A 13,406-nucleotide genomic window follows, 5' to 3' on the forward strand; every position below is an offset into this window, starting at 1 on the left:
TTGAACAGAGTGTGTTGATAAAAATTTTAAGGGCATCACATGGATCTAAATACGGCGCGCATGAAAACTTTGTCCATTATCTTAGCCGGTGGACGTGGTTCAAGATTAAAGCAATTAACCGACAATCGTTCTAAGCCTGCGGTTCCGATTGCAGGCAAATACAAAATCATCGACTTTCCTTTGTCGAATTGCATTAACTCGGGGATGCGTCGCATTGCGGTGCTGACTCAGTATCGTTCTCATACGCTTAACCAACATGTTCAGAGAGGGTGGAATTTCTTACGCTCGGATTTTAACGAGTTTATCGAGCTGTGGCCTGCTCAACAGCAGACAGGAGGGGACTGGTATCGTGGCACGGCCGATGCGGTCTATCAAAACCTCAGTATGATCGATGGCTTAGAGAGTGAATATATTCTGATTCTTGCCGGTGACCACGTTTACAAACAAGATTACAGCGTGATGCTGGAAGATCATATCTCCAGCGGAGCGGATGTTACCGTGGCGTGTATTGAAGTGCCCATCGAAGAGGCGGATCAGTTTGGTATCATGCACGTTGATGAAAACGATAATATTATTGCCTTTGAAGAGAAGCCGTCGAACCCTCCTACCGTGCCTGGCAAGCCGGATAAGTCCCTTGCTAGTATGGGAATCTATATTTTTAACACCAAGTTCCTTTCTGAAAACCTGCGTTCTGATGCCAGTGACGATGATTCCAGTCATGACTTTGGGAAAGACTTGATTCCTTTGTTTGTCGGCCGCAGCACCATCAAAGCGCATCACTTTGCACGCAGTGTGATTGGCAACCCCAGCTACCCAGAAGATCCATATTGGCGTGATGTGGGCACCTTGACGGCCTATTGGGAAGCAAACATGGATTTGACTCGCTTAACGCCAGAGTTGGATCTCTATGATGAAGACTGGCCGATTCGTACCATGCAATATCAGCGACCAGCGGCAAAGTTTAACTACAACTATGAAGAGCGCATTGGCACCGCGCTGAATTCGGTGGTGTCTGCTGGTTGTATCGTTTCTGGTTCGACGGTTGAGCAGTCCATTTTGTTTAATAATGTACGGGTAAACTCGTATTCTCATGTGACAAAATCCGTCGTGTTGCCGCGAGGGGATATTGGTCGTCATTGTCGTTTGACAAAAGTGGTGGTCGATTCAGACTGTCATCTTCCTGAGGGAACCATTATTGGCGAAGATCCAATTGCCGATGCGGAACGTTTCTATAGAAATTCAGACGGCATTACTTTAGTGACCCAAGAGATGATTGAAGCCTTGTCGACGTCACGCTCGTAGAGAGGTTTTGTGACACGGAAGCCGCTTGTATCAAGCGGCTTTTTGCTTATTGGCGGTAAGGATTGTTTTGGCTGCGCTTGAAAACGGCTAAATTGGTCGCATTAGTAGTGTGTGACAGGGTTTCAACGCCCCATTTTTTAATCGAAGAGGTTATCCCCGTAACCTGTGGATAACCCTTTTAGTGACTCTATGATAACTTACTCAAAAGCAGTCATTACACTGCTTTGCCACAAGGTGTTCATTTCTTCTTCAGTCTTTGGTTAGGCGCACAAGAGTGCGCTTAATTGCTTATAATTCAACCTAAAACGAGGGTGTTTTATGTTCACAGGAATTGTTCAAGGTACAGCAAAGGTTCAGCTTACGACCGAGGTAGGTCGAAACAAACGATTAGAGATTGCGTTTCCTGCCGGCGTTATGTTGAGCCAGCAATTAGGGGCCAGTGTGGCCATCAATGGGGTTTGCTTGACGGTCTCTGAAATCGGTCATGACATGCTGACGTTCGACGTGATCGACACCACCTTAGCCTTAACCAATATTGGTTTGTTGCAAACGGGCGATGTCGTTAATTTCGAACGGGCCGCTAAAATGGGTGACGAAGTGGGCGGTCATGTGATGTCGGGGCATATTATGACGTCTGTGTCGGTGTCTCGCATCGAGAAAATAGAGGAGAGTGTTCACATTCGCTTTACCACGGACCGACAACATGAAGTGGACGCAAGACGCTATTTGTTTAACAAAGGGTACGTTGGTCTAAACGGCTCCAGCTTGACCATCAGTGATATTGGTGATGATTGGATTGAAGTGTCTTTGATCCCTGAAACACTGCGTCTTACCACCTTTGGACAGCTCTCTGTCGGTGACAAGGTCAACCTTGAAATCGATGCCCATACCCAAGCGACCGTTGATACCGTTGAACGTATCCTTAAAGAACGCGGCATTGTCTTGCCATAAAAAACGCCAGTGAGTCGCAAACGCCGACAGTCAACAGTGAACAAAGATAAGCGGCGAGTAGCGATCACCGGCAGGCTTTTAAATAAATGGAGTCCTTGATGGATTTTCGGTAGAATGCTCGCCAATTTCTATACTGAATACGGAGCTTTTTTCCTGTATTCACCCAAACATCGCTTTCAAAGTGTGAGTAAATAGTGTCTTCCAATAATCTTAAGCACATACGCAATTTTAGTATTATCGCCCATATAGACCATGGGAAATCCACTCTAGCAGATCGCTTTATTCAGGCCTGTGAAGGTTTGAGTGAGCGTGAAATGTCGGCTCAAGTACTTGATTCAATGGATATCGAGCGTGAGCGCGGCATTACAATCAAGGCGCAAAGTGTGACCCTTGATTACCATGCAAAAGATGGTCAAACCTACCAATTAAACTTTATCGATACTCCAGGGCACGTGGATTTTTCCTATGAAGTGTCTCGTTCATTGGCCGCCTGTGAAGGGGCCTTGCTGGTGGTTGACGCAGCGCAGGGCGTAGAAGCACAATCCGTTGCTAACTGTTACACCGCCATAGAACAGGGTCTTGAAGTGATGCCTGTTTTGAACAAAATCGACTTGCCACAAGCTGAGCCAGAACGTGTCAGTGCTGAGATTGAAGAAATCATTGGTATTGATGCGATGAACGCGGTGACCTGTTCCGCAAAAACCGGTATGGGCGTAGAAGATGTATTAGAGCGTTTGGTCGAAACCATTCCACCACCAGAGGGTGATACTGATGCGCCCTTGCAAGCGCTGATTATCGACTCATGGTTTGATAACTACCTCGGTGTGGTGTCTTTGGTGCGTATCAAACAGGGTACCTTACGTAAGAAAGACAAGATTTTCATCAAGTCGACCAAGCAAGCCCACCCTGTGGATATGGCGGGTATTTTTACGCCAAAACGCAAGGAAACCGGCGTTCTGAAGGCTGGTGAAGTAGGGTATGTTGTTGCCGGTATCAAAGACATTCACGGGGCACCTGTAGGGGATACTATCACTCATGTGTCGACGCCGGATGTACCTCAGCTTGAGGGTTTCCAAAAAGTAAAACCTCAGGTTTATGCGGGTGTTTTCCCTGTCAGTTCAGACGACTATGAAGACTTCCGTGTTGCCTTAGATAAGTTAACCCTGAACGATGCTTCTTTGTTCTTCGAGCCAGAGAGCTCGGATGCGCTAGGTTTTGGTTTCCGTTGTGGTTTCCTAGGCATGCTGCACATGGAAATCATCCAAGAGCGTTTAGAGCGTGAATACAACCTAGATTTGATTACCACTGCGCCCACGGTAGTGTATGAAATTGAGCTGAATAATGGCGAAATTATCTACGTTGACAGCCCTTCTAAAATGCCTGATCCAGGCACAGTGAAAGAAATGCGTGAGCCCATTGTTGAGGCCAATATCCTTGTGCCACAAGAGTACTTAGGCAATGTGATTACTTTGTGTGTTGAAAAACGCGGTGTGCAAAAAGACATGCTCTATGTAGGTCGTCAAGTGCAATTGCGCTATGAACTGCCGATGAACGAAGTGGTCATGGACTTCTTTGACAAGTTGAAATCATGCAGCCGTGGTTTTGCGTCTTTGGATTACAGCTTCTCACACTTTAATGCTGCGCCTTTAGTACGTCTTGATATCTTGATCAACGGCGAACGTGTGGATGCATTGGCATTGATCATGCACAAGGATAACGTGCAATACAAAGGCCGCGCTTTGTGTGAAAAAATGAAAGACTTGATTCCTCGTCAAATGTTTGACGTAGCGATTCAAGGGGCGGTTGGGGCTAAGGTGATCTCCCGTACAACCGTGAAAGCCTTACGTAAAAACGTGATTGCCAAGTGTTACGGTGGTGACGTGAGCCGTAAGAAAAAGCTACTGCAAAAGCAGAAAGAAGGTAAAAAACGCATGAAGCAAGTGGGTAACGTAGAAGTGCCACAGTCTGCTTTCCTTGCGGTTTTACAGTTGGACAGCTAGCCAGATAATCAACCGGTGCACGGAGCCGTGCACCTTGGTGGAGAAAAGACGTAATGAGTTTTGATTTCGAGTTGATACTGGCCATTGCTTTTGTGGTGACAGGTCTTTTTTGGTTGTACGACCGTTTTGCCTTTTTGCCTAAGCGTAAAGAAATATTAGCCGGCATGACACCTGAATCCCGTGCTGCGGTCAGTAAGGAAGCACAACAGCGTTTAGGGGACACACCTCGATTTGTTGTGGAAGTGAAGTCCTACTTTGTCATCATTGCTGTTATTTTTGGCTTACGCTCTTTTGTCGTAGAGCCGTTTCAAATTCCGTCTGGTTCTATGTTACCAACGTTAAAGATCGGTGACTTTATTCTGGTTAATAAATTTGATTATGGTGTGCGTTTGCCTGTATTGAATACGACGATTATTCCAACGACGACGCCTGAACGTGGCGACGTTGTGGTATTTAAATACCCAGAAGACCCTAGTTTAAACTACATTAAACGTTTGATTGGCTTACCTGGCGACACCATTCGTTACCGAAATAAAATGCTCACGGTGAACGGTGAACCGGTTAGCAAGGAATTATTGGCTAAATTATCGGTTTCGTTGAACCCAAATCAAGAGCCCGTTGAATTATTCAGCGAAACACTAGGCGATGTTCAGCATGAAATTTATAATAGCTTCCGCTTTACGCCTCGTGAAGGGGAGTGGACGGTTCCGCAAGGGCAGTACTTTGTCATGGGGGATAACCGAGACAACAGTGCAGACAGTCGTTTCTGGGGCTTTGTGCCTGATGAGAATATGAAGGGTCGTGCATTTTATGTCTGGCTACATTGGGATGACTTTTTCAGTATCCCAAGTTTTAAAAATAACGGTTTGATTGAATAAATATTTTTTGGAGACATTTTGAGTTCATCGTATCAGAAGCTGAGTCGGCGAATTGGGTACTTTTTTGCTGACCTTGGACTGCTTGAACTGGCGCTAACGCACCGTAGTTTTGGTGGCAAAAACAACGAGCGCCTTGAATTTTTGGGTGACTCAATCCTTAACTACGTGATTGCGGAAGACTTATTTCACCGCTTTCCTAAAGCCAAAGAAGGGGAGCTGAGTCGTTTGCGTGCTTCTCTTGTAAAAGGCGACACCTTAGCGGAATTGGCGCGAGAGTTTCAGTTAGGGGATTACCTTAAGCTGGGCGCTGGCGAATTAAAAAGCGGTGGCTTTAGACGTGACTCCATCTTAGCGGACACGGTTGAAGGTATCATCGGTGGTATGTATTTGGATGCTGGCATGGACGTTTGTCGTCAGCACATTTTAGAATGGTACAAAGAGCGCTTGGATGCAACGTCGCTGAAAGTGGTGACAAAAGACGCGAAAACACGTCTTCAAGAGTATTTGCAAGCACGTAAACATGCTTTGCCTCAATATGACGTGGTGAACATTGTGGGCGACCCCCATGACCAATTGTTCTATGTACATTGTTTTATTGAGTTGTGTGACGAAGCCATCGAAGGTAAAGGTAACAGCCGTCGTATTGCTGAGCAAAATGCCGCGGCGAAAGCCCTAAAGCAGTTGGAAAAAAAGCATGTCTGACGTGGAAGTTGAAATCACCCATTGTGGTTATATTGCCATTGTTGGTCGCCCGAATGTCGGTAAATCGACTCTTTTGAACCACATACTGGGGCAGAAGCTGTCGATTACCTCTCGAAAGCCGCAAACCACCCGCGACCAAATTCTGGGCGTGAAAACAGAAGGCCATGTGCAGGCGATTTATGTGGATACACCAGGGCTGCATTTAGGTGAGGCCAAAGCCATTAACCGCATTATGAATAAAACTGCGGCAGCGGCGTTAAAAGATGTGGATCTTGTACTGTTTGTGATCGATGCGGATCGTTGGACGGAAGAAGATGAGTCTGTTTTGCAAAAAGTGAAGCATGCTCGTTGCCCCGTGATCCTGGTGGTCAATAAGGTCGATCAGCTTGATCAAAAAGAAGACTTGTTACCACGTCTGGCCAATTTGTCAGAGCGGATGAATTTCTCACAAATCGTGCCTATTTCTGCACTGCGTAATAACAATCTTGATCGTCTAGAGCGCTTAGTGGAAAGCTATATGCCAGAAGGCACACAGTTTTACCCTGAAGATCAGATTACCAACCGCAGTTCTCGCTTTTTGGCAGCGGAAATTGTGCGTGAGAAAATCACCCGTCAATTAGGTCAGGAAGTGCCCTATGAAGTGGCGGTACAGATTGAAGAGTTTGTTTATGAAGAATCCGCCATTCATATCAGTGCTTTGATCTTGGTGGAAAGAAACGGACAAAAAAGGATTATTATCGGCGAACGTGGCGATAAAATTAAGCTGATTGGTAAAGAAGCTCGTATTGATATGGAAAATTTGTTTCAGCATAAAGTCATGCTGAACTTGTGGATTAAGGTACGTTCTGGCTGGTCAGACGACGAACGCGCTTTGGCCAGCTTGGGTTACCAAGAAGAGTAAGGGTATGCGCGTATCTGCGTATGTTATTCACACTCGACCCTTTCAAGATAATAAAATACTGCTGGATTTATTAACCCAAGAGCAGGGCTTGATCCGAGGTGTGTGGCGTTTACCAAAAAAAGAGGCTCGGGTGATACCTGGGCCTTTTTTATGCTACGAAGTAGAGTGTGCTGGACGAGGTGAGTTAAAAACCATCAAAAGCCTTGAGTCACTCAGTGCTGCCTCGTCATTAGAGGGGCTACCACTTTATGCGGCCTTGTATGTACACGAGCTGTTAGAAAAGCTATTGCCGATTAACTTGCCATTACCCGACATGTTTGTTCTGTATCAATGGCTTATCAACAGTTTGCACTCAGGCGCCCCTATTGCTCCGGTCTTGCGGCGTTTTGAGGTGGGGTTATTTTCCGAGTTAGGCATGGGCATTAATATGGTGAGCACCGGGCGGGGAGAATCCATCCAGCCGAGACAGCTTTATCAGTTTCATTATAAGTTTGGCCTTCGTCCCTATTATGGTGAGATACCAAAGCAGCTTCCTATGTTGTTTGTTGAGGGGCAAATTGCGATGAACTATCACGCTGGGCGCTGGACCGATAAGCAGGTGTTGAGTTTGGCAAAGGAATTACATCGTCATTGGCTTGATAGCTTGCTTAACGGAAAACCGATTACTGCGCGGCGCCTTCTTCCTCAGCAGCCCTTTCAAGGTGAGCGCCATCTCGGTGTACCGATTTTTCGGTATGGCCTCTGATAACGTTTATGTTTAACGTATTAAACTTTTATTAGGACAGACTGTGATTATTGGTATTGGGACAGACTTGGTCGACATTGCACGTATCGCACAATCGGTAGCGCGTTTAGGTGAACGCTTTATTGATCGCATATTAACCCCAGCGGAAAAGCAACATTGGTCAAGTATCAGCAATTTAGAAAAAGCCAATGCGTATGTGGCGAAGCGTTTTGCGGCAAAGGAAGCCGCTGTCAAAGCCTTGGGGACAGGGATCGGTTCAGGTGTAAGCTTTCAGCATTTTGAGGTCAGCAATTTGCCCAGTGGACAGCCTGTGTTGACGGTAGCCGACAGCATTGCCCAACGCTATGACTTTCCGCTCACTTGGCACCTTAGTTTAACCGATGAAAAAGCCTACGCTCAGGCGTTTGTGATTGTTGAGTCCAAATCCTGAGGCCAAGCAATGAGTTGTCGGTTGGCCAGTAGGTCGTCAATGCTTTCCACAAAATCGTCTACAACGCCCTCGACTTCCTCTAGTCCCAGTTCTTTTAGGTGCGTTTCCAAATAACCGGCATGCAGCGCTATGTTGATCGTGCCGGTGTACTTTGATGCGCCGTGAATACGGTGCACGACTTCGATGAGTTTCTTTGTGTCCTGGTGTTCTAAATGGTGTTGAATCAACTTTTTCTCTGCATCAAGGGAATCTGCCAGCATATCAAACATTTCTTTTGCAATATTGGCTTTGCCATCGACGATGCCAAGCGCTTTGTCCATATCAAAAATAGTGTGTAACTTGGCGTCAATCTGATCTTGCAGAGTTTCCGTCGAAGAGCACCACCTATCAATGGTATTGAGCAGTAACTCTTCGTCAATCGGTTTGCTCAAATACGCGTTCATGCCACTGGCTAAGATCTGTTGTTGCTCTGATGCTAAGGCGTGAGCGGTTAAGGCAACGATGGGCGTGTTCTGATAATCTTCCAGCGCTCGAAGATGTTGGGTGGTTTCCATACCGTCCATTTCAGGCATTTGAATGTCCATAAAAATCATATCGAAATGCTGTTGTTGGGCGATTTCGATTGCTTGTTGGCCGCTGTAAACGAGCGTGATGTCTACCCCAATCGGTGTGAGCCAGTGATTCAGCAGCTGTAAGTTAATGGGGGAATCGTCTACGGCTAAGATGCTTAGTCCTTTGAGTTTTTCATGCAGATCGTTGAGTGCCTTAGGTTGGTATGGCGTGAGTGCCGTCCCATCGTCGAGACGTTGCAAGGCATGGTAAAGGCGTTCGTGACTGATTGGTTTTAGTAAAATATCACTGCAAAGGTGTTTTAAGTCTCGATAATGGGCAACCTGCCCCGGTGGTTGCACCATTAAAATGCAAGGGATACCAAACTCTTGGTAAGCGTAAGTCACCAGTTCTTGGGCTTCGACAACGCTTTGTTCATCGGGCATGGCACTGAGTAATAAAGCGTCGATGTTTTGTTCATTGGTACTTAATAGCGCAATCATTTGCTCTAAGTCTGAGCAACTAGCACAACTGACACCAATACCTTGTAAGTAGTTGGTTAGGTAGCTTTTGTACGTGGTACTGGGCTCTAAAAGTGCCACATGGAAATTTAGTGTGGGGTGATGACAAGGTTGTTTGTTGGAGGTTTTGAGTTTAATGGTAAAGCGAAAGGTCGAACCAATACTGGGATCACTGCTGACTTCTATTTTACCGTGCATTTGTTCAACCAGCTTTTTCGTGATGACCAAGCCCAAACCGGTGCCGCCGAATTGTCTGGTGGTGCTGGTGTCCACTTGAGAGAAGGGTTTAAACAAACGGTGTATTTTGTGCTCTGGAATGCCAATCCCCGTGTCGATGATTTGAAACGACAAGGTGATGTCTTGATCCGATTGGCAAGCAATGGATACCCGGGTTCTCACGGAGCCTTGGTGAGTGAATTTAATCGCATTTCCGATTAGGTTGGTCAAAATCTGACGCACCCGTGTACCATCCCCCAGGAACCATTCTGGCATATCAGGGTGGTATTCGGGCACCAAGTCGATCTGCTTTTCTTTGCTAAGTAAGTTGATGCTTAAGGTTTGGTACACATCATCGATAAGCGTTTTTAGATTGAAGTGGTTGCTTTCTAGGCTAAGTTTGCCAGCTTCTATTTTGGAAAAATCCAAAATGTCGCCAATGATCGCTAATAAGCTGTTGGTTGATTGCTCGATGGTATCGATATAAATGCGTTGTTGTGTGTCTTGAATGCTTTTTTGCAGCGTCTTGGTGTAGCCCAAAATAGCGTTCAGTGGGGTGCGCACTTCGTGGCTGATATTGGCGAGAAACTGCGATTTTAAGCGATTAGACTCCATGGCTTCACGGTTTGCGATGTGTAATTGTGCGCTTTTCTCTTCCATGCTGTCCATACTGCGACGGATGTCTTCGGTGGACTGTTCTATGCCACTGATCAACTCGTCGTTATGGTTTTCTAAGCGGTCGGCTAAGTCTAAAAAGTCTTTTTGTAAAGCCTCGTATTCAACAGGAAGTTTGATCAGTTTCGCGTTGGAAAACTGCCCCTTGACCAATTTATTGAGTGACGTGGTTAATTTATCAATGGGTTTGGTCAGTTTGGTGGTGATGCGTAACGTGGTGATAATCACTAAGATATTAAACAACACCAAGAAAAACATCACGATGCTGGCGTACTGGTATTTTTCGACCTGAATCGCCGCGGTGTTGGCCTCTATTTTTACCCAGCCAATCAGGCTGCGTTGATTCAATGGGTTGAACAGTTCAGCGTTTACATCGAATACATTATCAGGGGCGTTACTGGTGTAGTAGATAGGACTCATGGATTGTAAAAAGTGGCCTAACTGCCTTATTTGCAGTGTGTCTGGAAAGCCGACCTCTTGGATGCTTGGTACCTTGCCAAGTTCGGCGATGATGTTTTGTTCGCTGTTAAAAAGTCGGACACTGCTGATGTCTGTACTGTTTAACGCATTTTGGAGAATACGATACATCATGCTTTGATCAGAAAAGACAATGGCGTATTCGCTGGTGGTTGCCACCTGTTCGGTGATGTGGGAAACACGCTCTTTTAAATGGCGGTTAAGGTCGTGAAAGCGGGTGGTTAATAAAAAAACGCCCACCAGTAACGACACCAAAAAGATAGGGGTGTACAGCGTCCAAAATAGCTTATGACTGAGGCGAAGGGGCGATAAAGAATGCATCAAGGGTATTTTCATAAAAACCAAAAAGAGAACAAATTAATAGCAGGCCAAATTGCCTTGTTGTTTGCGTTGTTGGCAGGCTTTTTCATAACGATCACACCGCGTCTGTTGGGAAGAAGAGGGGTTATCAAGATAAGCACAGTGACGCCACTTTATACGCAGTTCTGCATTGCTTAATTGGCTCAAATCATCAGCCGGTGAGTCGCAACCCGAAAGGACGGACAGTAAGCAAAATAAGCAAAAAATGCGCATTTTAAAGGTAAAAAACGTCATACGTTGCCTTGGGCACTAAGTTTATAACGCTTTCTTATTGTACTGTTTGGCATAAGTGTTCTTAAATAGACGCTAAGCAATAAGTGTCATTCCCTAAGTCATCAATGTCAACGAAGTTTTTTATGATCGAATATCCGAGTATTGAGTCCTTAATTGGTCAAACCCCATTGGTGCGCTTACAGCGCCTTAACCCTAACCCAAGTAATACTATTTTACTTAAATTAGAAGGACAAAACCCAGCCGGTTCTGTTAAAGACCGTCCCGCTTTGAATATGATTGTTCAAGCGGAATTACGCGGCGACATCAAACCTGGTGACAGCCTTATTGAAGCGACCAGCGGCAATACGGGCATTGCACTGGCAATGGCGGCGGCGATCAAAGGCTATAAGATGCATTTGATTATGCCCGACAACATGAGCCAAGAACGTAAGTCGGCGATGTCTGCTTATGGTGCGGTCTTACACCTGGTGAGCAAAGAAGAAGGGATGGAGAGAGCCCGTGATCTTGCGCAAGAAATGCAAGAACAAGGCAAGGGAATTGTGTTAAATCAATTTGCGAACCCTGATAACCCGAGTGCCCACTATGTTTCAACAGGGCCAGAAATCTGGCAGCAAACACAAGGTACGGTCACGCATTTTATCAGTTCCATGGGCACCACAGGGACAATAATGGGGGTTTCCCATTATTTGAAAGAGCAAAACAGCGACATTCAGATCGTGGGATTGCAGCCTCAGGATGGTGCGAGTATCCCAGGTATTCGTCGCTGGCCTAAAGAATATTTGCCGTCTATTTTTGAAGAGACCCGCGTTGATCGCATCATGGATGTGTCGCAAGATGTTGCTGAAACCACCATGCGCCGTTTGGCGAGAGAAGAGGGTATTTTCTGCGGTGTGTCTTCCGGTGGCTCTGTGGGCACGGCATTGGCGCTGTCAGAAGAACTCAACAATGCGGTCATTGTGGCCATTATTTGTGATCGCGGTGACCGTTATCTGTCGACCGGTTTGTTTGACCACTAACCGGTTAATCCATCATTAAGTTGGCCTGTGCGTGCAGTTTCACAAACAGATGGGATAGAATAGCCATCTATTTATCCCATACTCAGGCAAAAGAGAGCCTCCTTTGAGAAGAAGAACCAACCCGCGTCGAACCGCGAAGCCTCAACCTATTGGCCCTATTCAGACCTATCAAGTGGAAGGTTTAACGCACGAAGCAAAAGGGGTCGCCCGTTTGCAAGGTAAGGTGACCTTCATTGAAGGTGCCTTACCGGGCGAGACGGTTGCCGCTCAGGTAACAAAGGCAGGTCGTCGTTTTGACGAAGCCATCCTGACCCAACTTATTGATGCCAGCCCTTATCGTGTTGAGCCGCCATGTCCCCATTTTGCCGCCTGTGGTGGTTGCAGTTTCCAACATCTTGTCAATGAACAGCAAGTTACAGCTAAGCATGCTTGGTTAGAAGGCCAGCTACGCAATCTCCCGATGAGGCAGCGTTTAGAGAACCTGACCGATGCCGCATTCGGTTATCGTCGTCGCGCCCGTTTGTCGGTGAATAAGGTGAAAGGCAAAATCGTGCTGGGGTTTCGTGGTAAAGCGTCAAGCGAGATTGTATCAATCGATCGTTGTGCGGTACTCACGGTCGCCTTGCAAGATGTTCTGGCGACGCTTCAACATGCGTTGTCCGAAGATGCCTTGGCAACACACATTGGTCATATCGAGTTGCTTGAAGACACCAAGGGGATCTCGGTCGTGATACGGCTAACCGCGATGGTCCCACCGTCTTTGATGCAATCTTGGCAAACCTGGGCGCAGGACAACCAGCTCGCTTTGTATTGGCAAGCGCCAAAATCGAGCAAAGCCGAGGTATCACCAGAGGAAATGCGCTACTATGACGTGGCGGGCCTGAGATTACAGTACCATCCACAGGACTTTATTCAGGTCAATGCCGCTATGAATGACAAAATGGTGGCGCAAGCCATGGCGTGGCTTTCACCGGATAAACAGGATGTGGTATTAGATTTGTTTTGTGGTGTGGGGAATTTTTCTTTACCTTTAGCTCAGCACGCTCATTCAGTGATAGGCGTAGAAGTGCAAGACAGCATGGTCAATGCCGCCCGAGCGAATGCACAAATTAATGGGTTGGAAAATGTCCGCTTTGTGGCGGCCGATTTAACACAGGCGGATACCTTACAAAACACCGCTTCGGGGTTATTAACGGCGGGTGTGACCAAAGTGCTATTAGACCCCCCGCGTGCGGGGGCGTTGGAATTTTTAGACAGCATAATAAAACTGGCACCAACGCAAATATTGTATGTTTCTTGCAATGCTTCTACGTTAGCAAGAGATGCCGAATACCTACTTGCAAAAGGATATCGCGTGGTAAAGGCAGGGTTGATGGATATGTTTCCTCAAACATCTCATGTTGAAACCATGATGTTATTGCAAAAAAAGAAGTGAATTGAAGGGCAGAT

12 protein-coding genes are annotated in these 13,406 nt (G+C 46.3%); 10 read left to right on the forward strand and 2 right to left on the reverse strand.

Features of this window, described 5'->3' with window-relative positions; genetic code table 11:
• Positions 1-39 precede the first annotated feature (39 nt).
• The 8 genes from glgC (at position 40) to acpS (ending at position 7,909) form a co-directional block, all read left to right on the forward strand.
• A complete protein-coding gene (glgC, locus tag LG368_RS06830) occupies positions 40-1,302 on the forward strand; it encodes a glucose-1-phosphate adenylyltransferase (RefSeq protein ID WP_226753988.1) in 1,263 nt (420 codons plus the stop codon).
• A gap of 318 nt (positions 1,303-1,620) precedes the next feature.
• On the forward strand, positions 1,621-2,253 hold the full coding sequence (locus LG368_RS06835; RefSeq protein WP_226753989.1) for a riboflavin synthase subunit alpha: 633 nt from the start codon (positions 1,621-1,623) through the stop codon (positions 2,251-2,253).
• Between the two features lie 194 nt (positions 2,254-2,447).
• Positions 2,448-4,253, forward strand: coding sequence for a translation elongation factor 4 (gene lepA / locus LG368_RS06840; RefSeq protein ID WP_226753990.1), 1,806 nt, complete (start codon positions 2,448-2,450; stop codon positions 4,251-4,253).
• Between the two features lie 53 nt (positions 4,254-4,306).
• The gene (lepB, locus tag LG368_RS06845) at positions 4,307-5,131 is read left to right on the forward strand and encodes a signal peptidase I (protein WP_226753991.1); all 825 of its coding nucleotides are present in this window, start codon (positions 4,307-4,309) and stop codon (positions 5,129-5,131) included.
• Positions 5,132-5,149: 18 nt separating this feature from the next.
• The gene (gene rnc / locus LG368_RS06850; RefSeq protein ID WP_226753992.1) at positions 5,150-5,833 is read left to right on the forward strand and encodes a ribonuclease III; all 684 of its coding nucleotides are present in this window, start codon (positions 5,150-5,152) and stop codon (positions 5,831-5,833) included.
• Positions 5,826-6,734: a GTPase Era gene (gene era, locus LG368_RS06855; protein WP_226753993.1), complete on the forward strand. Its 909-nt coding sequence runs from the start codon at positions 5,826-5,828 to the stop codon at positions 6,732-6,734. The genes rnc and era overlap by 8 nt, the downstream gene beginning before the upstream one ends.
• Positions 6,735-6,738: 4 nt before the next feature.
• Positions 6,739-7,479, forward strand: coding sequence for a DNA repair protein RecO (recO, locus tag LG368_RS06860; protein WP_226753994.1), 741 nt, complete (start codon positions 6,739-6,741; stop codon positions 7,477-7,479).
• Positions 7,480-7,522: 43 nt separating this feature from the next.
• Positions 7,523-7,909 (forward strand): holo-ACP synthase, encoded by a 387-nt coding sequence (acpS, locus tag LG368_RS06865; RefSeq protein ID WP_226753995.1) that lies wholly within the window; start codon positions 7,523-7,525, stop codon positions 7,907-7,909.
• Here acpS and LG368_RS06870 read toward each other — a convergent pair.
• Positions 7,876-10,668, reverse strand: coding sequence for a response regulator (locus LG368_RS06870; protein ID WP_226754073.1), 2,793 nt, complete (start codon positions 10,666-10,668; stop codon positions 7,876-7,878). The genes acpS and LG368_RS06870 overlap by 34 nt on opposite strands.
• 36 nt (positions 10,669-10,704) lie before the next feature.
• A complete protein-coding gene (locus LG368_RS06875; protein WP_226753996.1) occupies positions 10,705-10,941 on the reverse strand; it encodes a hypothetical protein in 237 nt (78 codons plus the stop codon).
• Between the two features lie 122 nt (positions 10,942-11,063).
• Between LG368_RS06875 and cysM the strand changes: the two genes are divergently transcribed.
• Both cysM and rlmD read left to right on the forward strand, forming a co-directional pair.
• Positions 11,064-11,957: a cysteine synthase CysM gene (gene cysM / locus LG368_RS06880; RefSeq protein WP_226753997.1), complete on the forward strand. Its 894-nt coding sequence runs from the start codon at positions 11,064-11,066 to the stop codon at positions 11,955-11,957.
• A 103-nt stretch (positions 11,958-12,060) separates the two neighbouring features.
• Positions 12,061-13,392, forward strand: a complete 1,332-nt coding sequence (rlmD, locus tag LG368_RS06885) for a 23S rRNA (uracil(1939)-C(5))-methyltransferase RlmD (RefSeq protein WP_226753998.1) — start codon at positions 12,061-12,063, stop codon at positions 13,390-13,392.
• Positions 13,393-13,406: the final 14 nt, after the last annotated feature.

Source organism: Marinomonas algarum, from assembly GCF_020532605.1.
Classification (GTDB): Bacteria; Pseudomonadota; Gammaproteobacteria; order Pseudomonadales; family Marinomonadaceae; genus Marinomonas; species Marinomonas algarum.